At 64.5% G+C, this 17664-nt stretch carries 15 protein-coding genes and 1 tRNA gene; 10 read left to right on the forward strand and 6 right to left on the reverse strand.

Annotation, left to right across the window (positions count from 1 at the left end; genetic code table 11):
• The first annotated feature begins 117 nt into the window (after positions 1 to 117).
• The 9 genes from eno to G6R19_RS09140 all read left to right on the forward strand — a co-directional run bounded on the left by eno (position 118) and on the right by G6R19_RS09140 (position 9553).
• Positions 118 to 1398: a phosphopyruvate hydratase gene (gene eno / locus G6R19_RS09100; protein WP_163164245.1), complete on the forward strand. Its 1281-nt coding sequence runs from the start codon at positions 118 to 120 to the stop codon at positions 1396 to 1398.
• Between the two features lie 123 nt (positions 1399 to 1521).
• A complete protein-coding gene (locus G6R19_RS09105) occupies positions 1522 to 2226 on the forward strand; it encodes a septum formation initiator family protein (RefSeq protein WP_163164246.1) in 705 nt (234 codons plus the stop codon).
• Positions 2227 to 2254: 28 nt separating this feature from the next.
• Positions 2255 to 2926, forward strand: a complete 672-nt coding sequence (locus G6R19_RS09110) for a DUF501 domain-containing protein (RefSeq protein ID WP_205484342.1) — start codon at positions 2255 to 2257, stop codon at positions 2924 to 2926.
• A complete protein-coding gene (locus G6R19_RS09115; RefSeq protein ID WP_163164248.1) occupies positions 2923 to 3870 on the forward strand; it encodes a Ppx/GppA phosphatase family protein in 948 nt (315 codons plus the stop codon). Before G6R19_RS09110 ends, G6R19_RS09115 begins: the two co-directional genes overlap by 4 nt.
• 27 nt (positions 3871 to 3897) lie before the next feature.
• A complete protein-coding gene (locus tag G6R19_RS09120) occupies positions 3898 to 5262 on the forward strand; it encodes a S8 family serine peptidase (protein WP_163164249.1) in 1365 nt (454 codons plus the stop codon).
• A 59-nt stretch (positions 5263 to 5321) separates the two neighbouring features.
• The gene (locus G6R19_RS09125) at positions 5322 to 6797 is read left to right on the forward strand and encodes an FAD-dependent oxidoreductase (protein WP_163164250.1); all 1476 of its coding nucleotides are present in this window, start codon (positions 5322 to 5324) and stop codon (positions 6795 to 6797) included.
• A gap of 131 nt (positions 6798 to 6928) precedes the next feature.
• Positions 6929 to 7888, forward strand: a complete 960-nt coding sequence (locus tag G6R19_RS09130; protein WP_163164251.1) for an N-acetyltransferase — start codon at positions 6929 to 6931, stop codon at positions 7886 to 7888.
• A gap of 20 nt (positions 7889 to 7908) precedes the next feature.
• Positions 7909 to 7982: transfer RNA gene (locus tag G6R19_RS09135), tRNA-Leu, on the forward strand.
• A gap of 218 nt (positions 7983 to 8200) precedes the next feature.
• Positions 8201 to 9553: an ABC transporter substrate-binding protein gene (locus G6R19_RS09140; protein ID WP_163164252.1), complete on the forward strand. Its 1353-nt coding sequence runs from the start codon at positions 8201 to 8203 to the stop codon at positions 9551 to 9553.
• Positions 9554 to 9623: 70 nt separating this feature from the next.
• Here the strand turns inward: G6R19_RS09140 and G6R19_RS09145 are convergent, their stop codons facing one another.
• The 4 genes from G6R19_RS09145 to G6R19_RS09160 are packed head-to-tail and all read right to left on the reverse strand — an operon-like array spanning position 9624 to position 13746.
• A complete protein-coding gene (locus G6R19_RS09145) occupies positions 9624 to 10397 on the reverse strand; it encodes an ABC transporter ATP-binding protein (RefSeq protein ID WP_163164253.1) in 774 nt (257 codons plus the stop codon).
• Positions 10394 to 11488, reverse strand: coding sequence for an ABC transporter ATP-binding protein (locus tag G6R19_RS09150; protein WP_205484344.1), 1095 nt, complete (start codon positions 11486 to 11488; stop codon positions 10394 to 10396). Before G6R19_RS09150 ends, G6R19_RS09145 begins: the two co-directional genes overlap by 4 nt.
• Positions 11485 to 12453, reverse strand: coding sequence for a branched-chain amino acid ABC transporter permease (locus G6R19_RS09155; protein WP_163164254.1), 969 nt, complete (start codon positions 12451 to 12453; stop codon positions 11485 to 11487). Before G6R19_RS09155 ends, G6R19_RS09150 begins: the two co-directional genes overlap by 4 nt.
• A 9-nt stretch (positions 12454 to 12462) precedes the next feature.
• Complete coding sequence (locus G6R19_RS09160; protein ID WP_163164644.1) at positions 12463 to 13746, reverse strand: branched-chain amino acid ABC transporter permease; 1284 nt, start codon at positions 13744 to 13746, stop codon at positions 12463 to 12465.
• Positions 13747 to 14244: 498 nt separating this feature from the next.
• Here G6R19_RS09160 and G6R19_RS09165 point away from each other — a divergent pair, with 498 nt between their 5' ends.
• On the forward strand, positions 14245 to 15144 hold the full coding sequence (locus G6R19_RS09165; RefSeq protein ID WP_163164255.1) for a Bax inhibitor-1/YccA family protein: 900 nt from the start codon (positions 14245 to 14247) through the stop codon (positions 15142 to 15144).
• A 100-nt stretch (positions 15145 to 15244) separates the two neighbouring features.
• Here the strand turns inward: G6R19_RS09165 and galK are convergent, their stop codons facing one another.
• Both galK and galT read right to left on the reverse strand, forming a co-directional pair.
• Positions 15245 to 16432 carry a galactokinase gene (galK, locus tag G6R19_RS09170; RefSeq protein ID WP_240341818.1) on the reverse strand — a complete coding sequence of 396 codons (1188 nt, stop codon included), beginning with the start codon at positions 16430 to 16432 and terminating at the stop codon, positions 15245 to 15247.
• Positions 16429 to 17589: a galactose-1-phosphate uridylyltransferase gene (galT, locus tag G6R19_RS09175; protein WP_163164256.1), complete on the reverse strand. Its 1161-nt coding sequence runs from the start codon at positions 17587 to 17589 to the stop codon at positions 16429 to 16431. The genes galK and galT overlap by 4 nt, the downstream gene beginning before the upstream one ends.
• Between the last annotated feature and the right edge of the window lie 75 nt (positions 17590 to 17664).

The raw sequence follows: 17664 nt of genomic DNA on the forward strand, positions 1-17664 counted from the left end.
TCCGGGGGCTGGATAGGTTTCCGTAACCCGGACCACTCTCGACTACGCTGGTCCGTGACGAGTACGTCGAGTCTTTCTGCAAGATCCCCCCGTTAATCGCCCATAAGGAGCAAATTCATGGCGCTTATCGATGCCATCCACGCCCGCGAGATCCTCGATTCCCGCGGCAATCCCACAGTAGAAGTTGAAGTACTGCTCTCCGACGGCCAGATCGGCCGCGCTGCAGTACCGTCCGGTGCTTCCACCGGCGAGCACGAAGCCGTTGAGCTGCGTGACGGCGACAAGGGCCGTTACCTTGGCAAGGGTGTCCAGAAGGCTGTTGACGCCATCATCGACCAGATCGCCCCGGCCCTGACCGGCTTCGACGCCACGGACCAGCGCAGCATCGACCAGGCCATGCTGGACCTGGACGGCACGCCGAACAAGGGCAAGCTGGGCGCCAACGCCATCCTGGGCGTTTCCCTGGCCGTTGCGAACGCGGCTGCCGCCTCGGCAGACCTTCCCCTGTACAAGTACCTGGGCGGCCCGAACGCCCACGTCCTGCCGGTTCCGCTGATGAACATCCTCAACGGCGGCTCGCATGCTGATTCCGATGTCGACATCCAGGAATTCATGGTTGTCCCGCTGGGCGCCGAAACCTTCTCCGAGGGCCTGCGCTGGGGCGTTGAGGTTTACCACGCCCTCAAGTCCGTGCTGAAGGAAAAGGGCCTCGCAACCGGCCTCGGCGACGAAGGCGGCTTCGCCCCGAACCTGCCGTCCAACCGTGCAGCACTGGACCTGATCCAGGAAGCGATCAAGAACGCCGGCTACACCCCGGGCAAGGACATCGCGCTGGCCCTGGACGTCGCCTCCTCCGAGTTCTTCACCGACGGCGCCTACCAGTTCGAAGGCAAGTCGCTGACCTCCGCCGAGATGAGCGCGTACTACACCGAACTCGTCGCTGACTACCCGCTGGTCTCCATCGAAGACCCGCTGGACGAAAACGACTGGGACGGCTGGAAGACCCTCACCGACTCCATCGGCGACAAGGTGCAGCTGGTGGGCGATGACCTCTTCGTCACCAACCCCGCCATCCTGCAGCGCGGCATTGACACCAAGACCGCCAACTCGCTGCTGGTCAAGGTCAACCAGATCGGTTCCCTCACCGAAACGCTTGACGCCGTGAGCCTGGCCCAGCGTGCCGGCTACACCACCATCACCTCGCACCGCTCCGGCGAAACCGAGGACACCACCATCGCCGACATCTCGGTGGCCACCAACGCCGGCCAGATCAAGACCGGCGCACCGGCCCGCTCCGAGCGCGTTGCCAAGTACAACCAGCTGCTGCGCATCGAAGAGGAACTCGACGATGCCGCCCGCTACGCAGGCCGCAGCGCGTTCCCGCGTTTCAAGGGCTAGTAGCCGCATAAACAACGAGGCGGTGGCTATGGTTGAAAGACCATAGCCACCGTTGTTGTTTCGGCAACTTAGTTTCAGCCCAGCTAGCGGCGGCCCAGGCAGGCTGCGTGTTTCAGGAGTGTCATGGCTACCCGCCGTCCCAAAGTTCCAAAGGTCGCCTCTTCCCGTTCGGGCACACCGCGGTCGAACCAGGAAACGGACCACGAAGCCGCTGTAATCCGGGCGGATTTCCGTTCCGCCAAGGAAAAACCCGGCGCCAACGGGGCCGGCCGAAAAGCTGCCGCACCGACGGCCGGCAACGCAGCGGGTGCCCACTCGCCCGGCTCCAAAAACGTCCCGGGACCACACGGCGCCTCCTCGCCTGCCGGCGCAGGAAAGGGGAGCAATTCCCAAGGCGCGTCTGCGGCGGCCGGCGCCGAAACGCCCGAAGACCAGCAGCCCGTCCCGGCCAAGGCGTTTTCCGGACGGATGCTCGCGCTGGCCGTGGTCATGATTGCCATCACCATCATGCTGGCCCCCACGGTGAAGATTTTCTTCGACAAAAGGGCAGAAATAGCGGCCCTGAACGCTGACATTGCCGCCCGCGAGGCGGAAGGCAACAGCCTCCGGCAGCAGGTTTCCCGGTGGCAGGACCCCAACTACGTGAAACAGCAGGCCCGCGACCGCATTAACATGGTTATGCCGGGCGAAACCGGCTACTGGGTCTTCGGCAGCGATGTGCCGGCCGGAGAAAGCAGTAGCCAAACCGGTGCAGCAGCACAAGACCCCGCCGATCTGCCGTGGGTGGATTCCCTGTGGGAGTCCATCACGCGCGCGGCCACAGACTGAACCGCAAAAGGAAGGACGGCCCGCGACAGTGGAACCCAACACGGCAGCCGCCCGGGATGAATCCCGCCAACCATCACCGCAAGACCTGGAAGTACTGAGCCGCCAGCTGGGACGGCCGGTCAGGGACGTAGTGGAGATTCCTGCGCGCTGCGTCTGCGGTAACCCGCTGGTGGCCGCCACCGCTCCCCGCCTCGGCAACGGAACTCCGTTCCCCACCACCTTCTACCTGACGCATCCGGTCATTACCTCTGCAGTTTCCCGGCTCGAAGCCGCGGGCGTTATGAACGTGATGAACGAGCAACTGGCCGGCGATGACGTACTGGCCGCCGCCTACCGCTCTGCCCACAACGCGTACCTAAAGGCACGCTCGGACATCGGTGAACGGTCCGGGATCGGAGCCGTCCCCGAAATCGATGGGATCTCAGCCGGCGGCATGCCCACCCGAGTCAAATGCCTTCACGTCCTGGTAGGGCACTCACTCGCGGCCGGTCCGGGAGTCAATCCGCTGGGGGACCAGGCCATCTCCGCCATCAGCGAGTGGTGGACCGCCGACACGTGTTACTGCGAAGGCGCATGGGACACCACCGGTGAAGCCCCGTCCCGGGACCTCAGCCGCCACGGACCGCAGGGGCTGCCGGACATCGTAGGCCGTCCCGCGCCCGTTCGAAAGACCTCCGGCACCGCAGAGGCCGGGCAATGACCCGCGTCGCCGCCATTGACTGCGGCACCAACTCCATCCGCCTCCTCATCGCCGACATCGAACGCAGCAACGGGACCACCAGCCTCAAGGACGTGGTGCGGGAGATGCGCGTGGTGCGGCTGGGCCAAGGAGTGGATGCCACGGGCGAACTGGCTCCGGAAGCGCTGGAGCGCACTTTCGCGGCGGCCGCCGACTACGCCCGCCTGATCCAGGAGCACGGTGCCGGCAAGGTTCGTTTCGTTGCCACCTCTGCCAGCCGTGACGCGCGGAACAGGGGCGTCTTCGTGGACGGCATCCGGGACCTCCTGGGCGTGGAACCTGAGGTCATCTCCGGCGACGAGGAAGCCGCGCTGTCCTTTGCCGGCGCCAGCAGCGTCCTGCCCATCCTGGACGGCCAGGAGGTGCTGGTAGTTGACCTGGGCGGCGGAAGTACCGAATTCGTCCTGGGTACGGCAGCCGGCGTGACAGCAGCAAAATCAGTGGATATCGGCTGTGTGCGGCTGACCGAACGGCATCTGCGCCAGGACCCGCCCACCCCCGAACAGATAGCAGCCGCGGAAGCTGATGTGGACGCCGCCATCGCACGCGCCGGACAGGACGTTCCGCTGGAACGCGCCACCGCCGTCGTCGGCGTTGCCGGCTCCATTACCACCATTACTGCCCACGCCCTTCGGCTGACGGAATATTCGCCCAACGCGATCCACGGCAGGGAACTTCCCCTCGACACGGTCCGGGCTGCCGGTACCGATCTCCTCACCATGACGCGTTCAGATCGCGCCGCGCTGCCCTACATGCATCCGGGCCGGGTGGACGTCATCGGTGCAGGGGGACTGGTCTGGCGGCGGATCCTCGAAAGGCTGGCCGGGTTGACCGGTGGACGGATTGCAACAGCCACCGCCAGCGAACATGACATTCTCGACGGCATTGCCCTGAGCATCGACTGACGGCCCATGCTCAAACACAGCACTGGGATGGGATCACCCCTTGGACGGGCCACCGCAGCACTGCTCGCGCTGGTCCTGGCTGGCGGCTGCCTTGTCACCGGTCTTCTCACCGCCCCGGCAGCCCACGCAGATGAATGGCGCGACAAGCAGTACTGGCTGGGCGAGTCCGGCATCACCAAGGCCTGGGAGGTTTCCAAGGGCGCCGGCGTGAAAGTTGCCGTCATCGACAGCGGCGTGGACGCCCAGCATCCCGACCTTAAGGGAGCTGTTGCCGGCGGCTACGACGCCTCCGGTTCGGGGCAGCCCAATGGCCAAAAAGGTGTGGGCTCCAAGACTGAACACGGCACCCTCGTGGCCACCATGCTTGCAGGAAGGGGCCATCAGCCGGCCGACGCCACTGCCAGCCCAACACCCGGCCCCGCAGCCCTTCCCCCCGACGGAATCATAGGCGTGGCCCCGGAGGCCCAGATCCTTTCGGTCTCCACCTGGTTGGGCTCAGCGAATCCCTCAGGTAAAAGCGACCAGGACCAGATTCCCGAGGCTGTCCGCTGGGCGGTGGACAACGGTGCAAAGGTCATCAACATTTCCCTGGGCAGCACCACGCCGCAATGGCCGCAAAGCTGGGACGCCGCCTTCCTCTACGCCGAGCAAAAAGACGTCGTAATCGTGGCGGCGGCCGGCAACCGGGTGGGTGGCAACACGCAGGTGGGCGCTCCTGCCACCATTCCCGGCGTCCTCACCGTCGCCGGCCTGGACCGCAAGGGCGCAGCCAGCGTTGACGCATCCTCCCAGGGAATCAGCATCGGGGTTGCGGCGCCCGCTGAAAACCTGCTGGGCGGTCTTCCCGGCGGCAGTTATGCGGAATGGGCAGGAACCTCGGGTGCGACGCCGATTGTCTCCGGCGTTGCGGCCCTGATCCGGTCCAAATGGCCGGAGATGTCCGCGAAACAGGTCATCAACAGGATTGTTACGACCGCAAAGGACGCCGGAGCACCCGGCAAGGACCCCCTGTACGGCTTCGGTGTGCTCGATGCCGAGGCGGCCTTGAAGGGCAACGTTCCCGAGGCCGGCGCCAACCCGCTTGGCTCCATTGCGGAATGGATCCGCGTTCACCGGCGGGGCAACCTCGCCACCCCCGCCCCGCTGCCTACCTCGGAAGTCCCTAGCGCCGTGCCTACCTTGCCGGAGGCTACCGTACCCGCGGCCAAGCCGCCGTCGCAGCGGGACACTGCCCTCGGCGCCGCCGTCGTGATCGGTTTCAGCCTGTTGTTCGTGGCGATCATCGCGGCAGCCGTCGTCCAACTCCGGCGGGCGGCGAGGAGCCCGGGAGTGGTGGCGGAGGAGCCTGACACCGGCGTGATGGACAGCGTCGATTCCGCCCGGAAACCCTGAGGCGGGAAGCCTGTCCGGCAGTTAGTGAAGATTTTCACAAACTGCTGTATCCTTAAACTATGGCAACCACCCCAGAGCTCCAGGACCGTCCCAGGGTACTCGTCGTCGGCGGCGGGTACGTCGGCCTGTACGTAGCACTCAAACTGCAGAAGAAGATCGCGAATGCCGGTGGCATCGTCACCCTCGTGGATCCACTGCCCTACATGACCTACCAGCCGTTCCTGCCCGAGGTGGCCGGCGGCAACATCGAGGCGCGCCACGCTGTGGTCTCCCACCGTCAGCACCTCAAGCAGACCGAACTGATCCAGGGCCGAGTGACCTCGATCGACCACGCCAACCGCACGGCGGTGGTGGCTCCCGCCGACGGCGGTGCGCACTTTGAGGTTCCCTACTTCGACGTTGTGATGGCGGCAGGTGCCATCACCCGCACGTTCCCCATCAAGGGCCTCGCGGACAAGGGCATCGGCCTGAAGACCATCGAGGAAGCTGTTGCCCTCCGCAACAAGGTCCTGGAGCGCATCGAAGTTGCCTCCACCATGACCGATCCCGCGGCGCGTGCCAAGGCCCTCACCTTCGTTGTGGTGGGCGGCGGGTTTGCCGGCATCGAGTGCATCACCGAGATGGAGGACCTTGCCCGGGCCGCCGTCCGGAACAACCCGCGCATCAAGCAGGAGGAAGTCCGCTTCGTCCTGGTGGAAGCCATGGGCCGGATCATGCCCGAGGTTACCGCCAAGCAGGCCGAATGGGTTGTGGAGCACCTCCGCAGCCGCGGCATCGAGGTACTCCTCAACACGTCCCTGGACAACGCTGAGGGCACGCTCAAGCTCATCAACCTCCCGGACAAGACCCCCGCCCAGGAGTTCGAAACGGACACCCTCGTGTGGACGGCCGGCGTGCAGGCCAACCCCATGGTCCGGTCCACCGACTTCCCGCTCGAGCCGCGCGGCCGCGTCCGCGTCCTGCCGGACCTCCGGGTTGCCGGCGATGAAGGCATCATCGACAACGCCTGGGCAGCCGGCGACGTCGCCGCCGTTCCCGACCTCACCGGCAAGGGCCTCCCGGACGGTACCTGCGTCCCCAACGCCCAGCACGCGCTCCGCCAGGCGAAGCGCCTCGCCAAGAACCTTTGGGCCTCCCGCTGGGACAAGCCGCTGAAGGACTACAAGCACAAGAACCTGGGCGCTGTTGCCGGCTTCGGTGAGTGGAAGGGCGTTGCCAACATCAATCTTGTGGGCAGCATCGGGCTCAAGGGCGGACTCGCCTGGCTGGCACACCGCGGCTACCACGGCATGGCCATGCCCACGTTCGAGCGCAAGTTCCGGGTGATCTTCAACTGGATCATCAGCTTCTTCGCAGGCCGCGACACCACGCAGCTGATGGACCTGGACAACCCGCGCGGTGCCTTCGTGGCCGCAGCTACCCCGGCTCCGAAGCCGGCCGCCGCACCCGCTGCCGATGCCCCCGCCCCGGTGGCCGGCGGCTCCGGTTCCACTGCGGTGGACTCCAAGGAATCGGTTACGGCCAACGCCAAATAGACCGGCCCGGCTTTAATGCGCACGACGGCGGCTGTCCCCTTCCGGGGATGGCCGCCGTTTGCGTTTACCCGGCAGCCTGATAGCGGCTGCTTACCCGGCAGCCCGCTGCCGCGCCTTCTAGACTGGGCAGCATGACTGGCGAGAAGAACCTTCAGGCCCTGCTGGCAGGGATGCACCCGGTGCGGCGGCCGGGCGAATACGTTTACGTCCTGTGGCCGCATGGACGGCCGCTGGCGCCCGGCATCGAGGCGGCGGTCAGGGAAGCTGAGGGCCTCACTGTGGTCCTGCCCCGTGCCGAGGCGGACAAGCAAGGGCTGTCCTACGACTTCGTCGCCGCGTGGATCACGTTGCAGATCCACTCGGCACTGGAAGCCGTCGGATTGACTGCCGCCGTCAGCAGGGCCCTCACGGATGCAAGGATCAGCTGCAACGTCCTGGCCGGGTTCCATCACGACCATCTGCTCGTACCGGTGGCCGACGCCGGACGCGCCCTTGGGGTGCTGGCTGAACTCTCCGGGCGGGGGCAGGTTCAGGATCATGGGAAGCAGCCCCTGCCCGGGCTGGTGCTGCGCGACGAGACTCCAGCCGACCGGGACGCGATCCTTGCCCTGACAGCCGACGCTTTCGCCATCTCGCCGGCCACCGGGCTCCCGGCGGACGGGGAACCGGTTGAAGTCAACGTGCTTCGGGAGCTCTTTGACGCCGAGGAGTACCTCCCCGGGTTCAGCGTCGTTGCGGTCCTTGACGGCCAGGTGGTGGGGCACGTGATCAGCACCCGCGGGTGGGCGGGGGACCGGGAACTTTTGGGCCTCGGTCCTCTCGGAGTCACGCCGCGGCTTCAAAGGCAGGGCATCGGCTCAGCCCTGATGAAGGAGAGCATCGAGAGGGCCAACGCTGCGGGGGAAATCGGCATCGCACTGCTGGGCAGCCCCGACTACTACTCCCGCTTCGGGTTCGTCCCGGCAGCCACGATGGGTGTGCTCCCGCCGGAGGAGGCATGGGGCGATTATTTCCAGCTTCTGCCGCTCGCCCTGTGGCATGGCGGGGTCCGGGGGACCTTCCGGTATGCCGAACCGTTCACGCGCCTCTGACGGGATACCATGGAGCCGTTGCCCCAGTAGCCCAATTGGCAGAGGCAGCGGACTTAAAATCCGCGTGTTGTGGGTTCGAGTCCCACCTGGGGTACTTGGCAGAACCTGGCGCAGGGCGCCGGGCGACAGAGGAAGCCGTCCGCAGCGCGGGCGGCTTCCCGCATTTAATTCCACATATGCAACGACTGTTATAAGGATGTGACCTCAGTCACTTATCTTCGCCCTGGATATGCACTAGCTTGAAGCTAAATCAGGAACACCTGATTTTTCGTGTCAAAGGCCGTTCGCACCTTTAGATCGAGGAGCTCGTAAATGACTTTATTCCCCCAGGCGGGAACCCGCGTTGCCAAGCTGACAGTGCTTGGCATCGGCGTCGCCTTTATGGCAACGGCTTGCGGCGGTTCGTCCACACCCACGGCGTCCGAAACCGCCACCGGTTCGGCGGCAGGAATTGCCTGCCCTGCCCCCGGCTCCACCGGTGGAAGCACCGCCCAGCCCACTGGCGCGGGCGGCGCGGTCCCACCGTCCAAGGGCACAACGGAGACTCCGCTGAAGCTCGGCTCCCTCCTGCCCACCACGGGCTCGCTGGCGTACCTCGGCCCGCCGGAAATCGCCGGTGTTAACCTCGGTGTCAAGGAAGTCAACGACGCCGGTGGCGTCCTCGGTAAGCCTGTTGAAGTGGTACACCGCGACTCCGGTGACACCAAGACGGACATTGCAACCCAGTCCACAGCAGCTTTGCTCGGCCAGGGCGTCAACGCCATCATTGGTGCAGCGTCCTCCGGCGTCTCCAAGACGGTCATCAACCAGATCACGGGCGCCAACGTTCTCCAGTTCTCTCCCGCCAACACCTCACCGGACTTCACCACGTGGGATGACAAGGGCCTGTACTGGCGCACAGCGCCGTCCGACGTCCTCCAGGGCAAGGTCCTGGGCAACTACATGGCCACCTGTGGCGCCCAGACGGTCGGCATGATCGTCCTGAATGACGCCTACGGCACCGGGCTCGCGACCAACATCAAGGCAGCCTTCGAGTCAGCCGGTGGCAAGGTCGTCGCCGAGGAGCTCTTTAACGAAGGCGATACCCAGTTCAGCAGCCAGGTGGACAAGGTCATCGCAGCCAAGCCCGATGCCATCGCCCTGATCACTTTCGACCAGGCCAAGAGCATCGTGCCGCTGATGACCGGCAAGGGCGTAAAGCCCACCCAGATGTTCCTGGTGGACGGCAACACCTCGGATTACAGCAAGGACTTCCAGGCAGGCACCATGCTCGGAGCCCACGGCACCTTCCCGGGAACGTTTGCCAACGAATCCTTCACCAAGAAGCTTCTTGAGGTGGACCCGGCGCTGAAGGACTTCACCTACGGTGGTGAATCCTACGATGCCGTGAACCTGATCGCGCTGGCGGCTGAAGCTGCCGGAAGCACCAGCGGCCCTGAAATCGCCAAGCAGCTCAAGGGAGTCTCGGAGGCCGGGGAGAAGTGCTCCAGCTTCCCCTCCTGCGTCACCCTGCTGCGCGAGGGCAAGGACATCGATTACGACGGCCAGTCCGGCCCCGTGACGTTCTCCGACGCCGGTGACCCGACCGAGGCCTACATCGGCATCTACGAGTACACCAACGACAACAAGCTCAAGCCCCTCCAGTCGGAGTTCGGCAAGCTGTAATCTCTACTCCTGATACACCAAAGAGCCCCTGTCCAGCCGGACAGGGGCTCTTTGTATGTGGCCTATTGTTTTACTCGACCGTATCGGCGAGCGTGCCCAGATAGAGCTGAATGACCTTGGGGTCCTTCATGAGTTCGCGTCCCGTGCCGGTGTAGGCATCCCTGCCCTGGTCCAGGACGTAGCCCCGGTCGCAGATCTGGAGGCACCGCCGGGCGTTCTGTTCCACCATGATCACCGAGACGCCGGCGCGGTTGATCTCGTGGACACGCAGGAAGGTTTCGTCCTGCTTGACGGGGGAAAGGCCCGCGGACGGCTCGTCGAGCAGCAGCACCGCCGGATCCATCATCAGTGCCCTGCCCATGGCAACCATCTGGCGCTCGCCGCCCGAGAGGGAGCCGGCCCGCTGGGCGCGGCGCTTGCCGAGTTCAGGAAACAGGCCGGTGACGAAGTCGAACCGCTCCGCGAAGTCCTTGGGCCGCTGGAACATGCCCATCTGCAGGTTTTCCTCGATGGTCAGGGTGGCGAACACGTTGTTGGTTTGCGGAACGAAACCCACGCCCCGGGACACGAGTTTGTTCGCTTTCAGCCCGGTGATGTCTTGCCCACGCACAATCACTGTTCCGGAATGGACCTTGACGAGGCCGAACATCGCTTTCAGCAGTGTGGACTTGCCGGCTCCGTTGGGCCCGATGATGCCGATCAGTTCGCCTTTGCGGGCCTCGATGCTGCAGCCGTTCAGGATGTTGACCCCGGGAAGGTAACCGGCCACAAGGTCGGTGACCTTAACCACCGAGTCGCTGTCGCTGACTGGCTGTGCGGCGGGTGCCGTGCTGGTGCTGCTCATTGGGTATCCTGTTCTGTGCTGCCGGTCTCCGTGCTTCCGTGACGGCCGCGGGATTGATCGCGTTGTGGCCCGCCGTCGTCGCTGCGGGAAGGTTCGCCGCCCTCTGCCGCCACTACGTCCACCGCGATGATGCCCGCATTTTCTGTTCCAACGATGGATTCCTCGTCAGCGACGAGTTCCGCTGCCAGCTCCTTGATGCCCTCGGAGTCTCCAAGGTCAACGTCGTGGTGGGCGCCCAGGTAAGCGTCGATGACTGCGGGGTTTTTCATGACCTCCCCGGGAGGACCTTCTGCAACTACCTTTCCTTCAGCCATAACCACCACCCAGTCGGCGATGTGCCGGACCATGTGCATGTCGTGTTCGACGAAGAGCACCGTCATGCCTTCGGCTTTGAGGTTCTTGATGTGGTCCAGCAGGGACTGCGTCAACGCGGGGTTAACACCTGCCATGGGCTCATCTAGCATCACAAGCTTGGGCCGGACCATGAGGGAGCGTGCCATCTCCAGGAGCTTGCGCTGCCCGCCTGAAAGGGAAGCCGCGTAGTCGTCCTTTTTGGCGTCGAGCTTGAACTTCTCCAGCAGGACATCTGCTTCGGCGGTAATTTGCTTTTCCCTGCCGCCCCAGATGCCTTTGAACAGCGCCTTCGCGAGGCTCTCACCGGGCTGGTTTGCCGCGCCGAGGCGCATGTTCTCCATCACCGTGAGCTTGCCCATGACCTTGGTGAGCTGGAACGTGCGCACCATTCCCATCCGCGCCACCTTGTAGGGGGACACCCCGGCCAGGCTCTGGCCTTCGAACTGCCACTTGCCGCTGTTGGGCGTATCAAAACCCGTCAGCAGGTTGAAGAGAGTGGTTTTGCCGGCTCCGTTGGGGCCGATGAGTGCAGTGATCTTGTGGCGGGGGATCTCGAGGTACTCAACGTCCACCGCATTGATGCCGCCGAAGCTTCGGGTGACGTTTTCAGCCACGACGATAGGGTCCCGCTTCTTGCACCCGGGAGCGGTCTCGCCGGCAGCTATGGGACGGGTGTCCGTCATGTAGTCCGGTTCCCCGGCCCGTGGGGTGGTGATTTCTTCACTGTGCTTGCTCATGCGAACGCCAGCTCCTTCTTGTTTCCGAAGACGCCCTGCGGCCTGAAGATCATCAGCAGCATGAGGGCGACGCCAACCAGGATGTAGCGCAGCTGCCCGGCCTGGACCGTGTTAAGCCACGTAACGGCACCTGATTCGATCAGGCCATAGAGGATCCCCTGGGTCAAGGAGAGGACCACCCAGAAGATCATGGCGCCGATGACCGGTCCGAGGACCGTGGCCATGCCACCAAGCAGGAGGCAGGTATAGAGGAAGAACGTAAGTTCCGTTCCGTAGTTTGCCGGCTGCACCGCTCCGCGGGGAAGGGTGAAGACCATGCCGGCGAGGGCGCCCAGCACGCCGCCGATGATAAGGGCCTGCATCTTGTACGCGTAGACGTTCTTGCCCAGCGAACGTACGGCGTTCTCGTCTTCGCGGATGCCTTTGAGCACCCGGCCCCAAGGGCTGCGCATCAACAGCCACACAAGCGTGCAGCAGATGACCACCAGCGCCCATCCCACCACGCGGATAAAGAAGTCACGGTTGTTCATGCCGAAGTAGGAGCCTTCAGGGAACGGGTTCATGGAGTAGAACCCGCCTTCGAAGGCCGCCAGGCCGTTGGCCGATCCGGTGACCGAAGTGAGCTGGTTGGTGGTGACGATGTACCGCACGATTTCGGCCGCCGCAATGGTGACGATTGCCAGGTAGTCGGCGCGGAGCCTCAGGGTGGGGATGCCAAGCAGCAGCGCAAAAATGGCTGAAGCAATGACGGCAATCAGCAGCCCCACGAAGAACGGCACGCCGAAGCTTAGGGTGGAGATCGCGAAGCCATAGGCGCCCACGGCCATAAAGCCCGCCTGCCCGAAGTTGAGCAGCCCTGAGTACCCGAAATGTACCGCGAGGCCGAGTGCGGCCAAGGCGTAGGCGGCCGTCGTCGGGCTGAAAATCTCAGTGGCGGCACTGGCAAGAATGAATCCAAAGTCCATGGCTGTCTCCTAACCCACGCGCTCGCGTCGGCCCAGGATTCCCTGCGGCCGGAACAAGAGGACAACGATCATGATGAACAGGGCTCCCACATATTTGAGGTCGGCAGCGAGGCCGAACACGGTGGTCAGCTCCACAAAGATACCGACGATGATTGAACCGATCAGGGCGCCGAACACGGTGCCGAGCCCGCCGAGGGTTACGCCGGCAAAGATCAGCAGCAGGATGGCGGAGCCCATGTCGAACGTGACGCCTGGACGGTAATAGGCCCAGAGGATGCCGCCGAGCGACGCCAGCATGCCGCCGGTGATCCAGACCAGCCGGACCACGCCGTCGACGTCGATTCCCGACGCCGCAGCGAGGGCGGGGTTGTCCGCCACTGCGCGGGTGGCTTTGCCCAGCCTGGTTTTCAGCAGCACGATGCCGATCAGGGCGATGACCACCGCGCTGATGCCCAGGGACCAGAGGTTGTTGGGTGATATGGATACCGGGCCGAGCTGGATCTCAGGGCTTTGGGCGAACGGCAGCTGTTGGGTGGCCCCGCCGAAGAAGAACTGGATGACATACCGGACGGCAAGGGCAAGGCCGATACTGACGATCATCATGGGCACCAGGCTCGTGCCCCGGCGCCGCAGGGGCCGCCACAGCCCCCTGTCCTGGACATAGCCGAACAACCCGCCGCCTAGCAGGGAAAGGACGATGGCCAGCCAGAACGGAAGGCCGATCGCATTGAAGGCGAACACCAGTACCGCACCGAGGGTGACCATCTCGCCGTGGGCGAAGTTGGTCAGTCCCGTAGTACCGAAGATGAGCGAGAGGCCTACGGACGCCAGCGCCAGCAGCAACCCAAAACTCAATCCCGCCACGAGCCGGTTGAGCAGGTTTTGGCCGAAGTCCTGCTCCTGGACCACGATGCCTTTGCCGAAGGCGAAGATGACCGACAGATTGGACGTCTGGCTGAACGTGACGTCACGGGGATTCTCCTGGCCCTCGGCCAGGGTAATGCCCTCAGGCAGGGTTGATTCGTCCAGTTCCACCGTGTAGGTCCCCTGCTCGGGCACCCCAATGCTCCAGGACCCGTTGGCGGACGACTTGGCGGTACCGGTGAAGTCGCCGCTCTTGGCGGTGATGGTCACGTCCGCCAGCGGTGCACGGGTATCGTCACGGAGAAATCCGCTGATGTTGTTCTGGAAGGTTTGGTTCGACGGGGATGGTGTCGGTGAGGGGGAAGTGGCCTGGGATGCCGGGGCCGCCACGAGGAGGATTGCCAGGATGGAGGCGCTGATGGCTCCCAATAGTCTTAGCAACCCGCGGCGTCCTCCGGCCGGCAGGCCTTGGGATGTACTTCTCAAATTGAAAACCTCCACTTGGGGGCGGTCTCGGCTGCGCCATTGCAGCCGCTGCGAACGGATGCAGGGCTGGGATAGTGCCATAACGCCCTGCACCCGTCACGCATGTGAGTTCCGTCACCCTGCTTGGCTTATGCTACAGCGCGGGAGAACCTATAAATGCCCTGATTGGAGGCGTCAGCATAGCGATCAGGTAACAACTGCGCTGTACCGTGGGGCCGAAGCCGTGGGAGAGCAGGAGGAAACCTTTGTTGAGCCACGGTGCTTCCCGGACGGCTGAACCGCCTGGTGAGCTCTAGTCACCCAACCCCAGCGCGGTTTCAGCACGTCACGGTTGGGTTGCACCCGCAGCAGCAGGGAACTTTTAGCAGTGCCGCGACGTGAAAATTGGTAGCGTAAACCATAAGGTTCACAAACACATCCCATCAATGGAGGAATCCCGCAATGGCACTTGGCGGCAACCCGATCTTCAACGGAAAAAGCTTCCGTGGAGCCACCCAGGCACCGCCTGTCCCGCAGGCTCCGTATGGCCAGGCTCCTTACGGCCAGCAGCCGTATGGCCAGGCTCCTTACGGCCAGCAGGGCTACGGACAGCAGCCCATGACCGACGCCCAGCTGCAGCAGATGTACAACCAGCCTGCGGCGGGTCCGGCTGACACCGGCCGGATGACGTTCGACGACGTCATCGTCAAGACGGCGGCCTGCCTTGGCGTCGTGGTTGCCGGTGCCGCCGTCACCATGTTCGTCAGCATGGGCCTCGCAGCGCTGCTGATGATTGTCGGCGCCCTCGGCGGCTTCGTCCTGGCACTGGTCAACACTTTCAAAAAGCAGCCTTCACCGGCCCTCATCCTGGCTTACGCCGGCCTGGAAGGCCTCTTCCTCGGCGGCCTGACCCGTATCCTCGATGCGCAGTTCCCGGGCGTTGGCCTGCAGGCAGTGATCGGCACCCTGTCCGTGTTCGCCGTGACCCTCGTTCTGTTCAAGAGCGGCAAGGTCCGCGCCACGCCCAAGGCCATGCGGTTCTTTATGATCGCTGTCATCGGCTACGCGGTCTTTGCGCTGATCAACATGGTGATGATGTGGACCGGCGCGGTCCAGTCGCCTTTCGGCCTGCGCACCGAGGTCGAAATCTTCGGCATCCCGCTGGGTGTTTTCATCGGCCTGCTTGCCATTGGCCTCGCAGCCTTCTCGCTGATCATGGACTTCACCAGCATCGAAGCGGGCGTCCGCAGCGGCGCTCCGCAGCGCTTCTCGTGGACGGCGGCCTTCGGCCTCACCGTCACCCTCGTGTGGCTGTACGTGGAAATCATCCGCCTGCTCGCCATCCTGCGCGGGGACGACTAACCGCAAAAAGCGGCGTCCCGCCGTCGGACGCCTCCTGCAGTAAAGCCGCAAAAGTTGAGGGCCCCACCTTCCGGTGGGGCCCTCAGCCGTTGTTTCGGACCTAGGCGATCCGCATGGCGCCCGCCGCCGGCGTCACCGTAAAGATGTCAGGTGCGGTGAAACCGGCACCGGCGAAAGCCTGGACGACGGCGTCGCGCACCTTTTGCTCCGCGCCGACCGGAGTGAGCGCAATGGCGGCGCCGCCAAACCCGCCGCCGGTCATCCGGGCACCAATGGCTCCATTCGCGCGCGAAGCCTCTACGGCCAGGTCCAGTTCGGGGCAGGAGATTTCAAAGTCATCGCGCATGGAGGCGTGGCTCGCGTCCAGCAGGGGGCCGATCGCTGCCGGCCCCTCGCCCGTGAGGAGGTCCACAGTCTGGAGGACGCGGTCATTCTCGGTGACCACGTGGCGCACCCGGCGGAACGTCACTTCGTCCAAAAGCCCGGCTGCCTCCTCAAGATCGGCCACCTGCATGTCACGCAGTGCCTTCACTCCCAAAACCTCAGCTCCCAGCTCGCAGGATGCCCGGCGCGAAGCGTAGCCGCCGTCCGCATGCGAATGGGACACTTTGGTATCGATCACCAGCATCACCAGGTCCGCTGGTCCCGTCTCGAACGGAACCAGGCTGACGTGCTGGTCCCTGCAGTCCAGGAACACGGCGTGGCCCTTTGACCCCCGCAACGAGGCGGACTGGTCCATGATTCCCGTGGGCGCACCCACGAAGTCGTTTTCGGCCTGCTGTGTTGCAAGGACCATGTCCTCGGCTTCCAGCCCTGCGCCGGTCAGTTCGTTCAATGCGGAGATGACGGCGCACTCGATGGCGTGGGAGGAGGAAAGCCCAGCGCCCAGCGGGACGTTCGAGTCCAGCAGCAGGTCAACGCCCGGAACATCGATGCCCCGCTGCCGGAGCGCCCACATAACGCCCAGCGGATATTTGGTCCAGCCCTTGGCCGAACCAGGCTGCAGGGAATCCAGCGGCACGGTCACCACGCCCTGGTCTCCGTAGGTGGACAAGAGCCGCACGGTGTTGTCAGGGCGGACGGCTACCGCCACGCGGGCTGTCCGGTCGATGGCGAAAGGCAGGACAAAACCCTCGTTGTAGTCCGTGTGTTCCCCGATAAGGTTCACCCGCCCCGGCGCCTGCCAGACTCCCGCCGCAACCCCGCCGAACTCCCGGGTAAACCGGGCGGCGAGGTCTTCGACAGCAGTGCTTTCCGGTGCGGTCAACGGGTCAGATGCGGCACTCAAGCGGGGGCTCCTTCGGGCAGGGCTGCCCGAAAGGCAGCCGGGGAGGGTGTTGACGCTGGAACGGTGACATTGCGCAGGCGCTCCGCCACACTTTCCGGGGTGGTGTCATTGATAAAGGCTCCCATGGCTGCCTCCGACCCCGCGAGGAACTTGAGCTTGTCGGCGGCACGCCGCGGCGAAGTCAGCTGGAGGTGGAGATAGCTTGCGGGACGCAGCAGTGCGTCCAGCGGGGCCTGGTGCCAAGCGGAGATGTACGGCGTGGGTGTGGGGTAGAGGGCATCCAGCCGCTTGAGCAGATCAAGGTAGACGTGGGCCAGTTCATCCTTTTCCTCCCCGCTCAGTGCCGCCAGATCCGGAACCTGGCGGTGGGGAACCAGGTGGATCTCGAGCGGCCAGCGCGCCGCAAACGGGACGTAGGCGCTGAAGTTTTCGCCTTCCATGACCATCCGGCTGCCGTCCTCGCGTTCAGAGCGCAGCAGTGAGCCGGTGAGAGTTTCACGGCCGTCCGCCGCGTCGAAGAACTTCCGGGCAGCGGCGCCGAGGACGCCGGCGCGCGGGGTCACATACGGGTAGGCATAGATCTGGCCGTGGGGATGGTGCAGAGTGACGCCGATATCCGCGCCCCGGTTCTCAAAAGGGAAGACCTGTTTGATGCCCGGGAGGGCGCTCAGGGCAGCGGTGCGCTGTGCCCATGCCTCAATCACTGTGCGGGAGCGGGCTTCACTCAGGCCACTGAAGGACCCGGTGTGCGCCGGGGTGAACGCCACCACTTCGCAGCGGCCGTAAGCCGGGCCCGTTGTTCCCCAAGCCGCTTCCGCGGGCACGGTGCCGAGAGCGGGACCCAGGGACGGGAAGCGGTTTTCGAACACCACGACGTCGTAGTCGTCAGCCGGGATCTCCGATGGATTGCTGGCCGTGGTGGGGCAGATGGGGCACTGGTCTGCGGGCGGGAGGTGGGTGCGGCTTTGGCGGTGGGCTGCTACCGCCACCCATTCATCGGTGAGGGCATCGAAACGGACTTCACCCGGTTCGCCCCTGGGAGGCAGGGCACGGTGGTCAGTGATGGTGTCAGCGGTGCGCGCTTTGAGGGCATGGGCATCGTCGAAATAGATCAGCTCCCTGCCGTCGGAGAGCCTGGTGCTGGTAATTCCCGTCATGAAACCCGTCCTGTTGGTATCGCCGTAACTTAACACTATTGTGCCATGGTTCGCTCAAAAAGGAATAGAAACTAA

This window comes from Arthrobacter sp. Alg241-R88 (assembly GCF_900537115.1).
Taxonomy (GTDB): Bacteria; Actinomycetota; Actinomycetes; order Actinomycetales; family Micrococcaceae; genus Arthrobacter.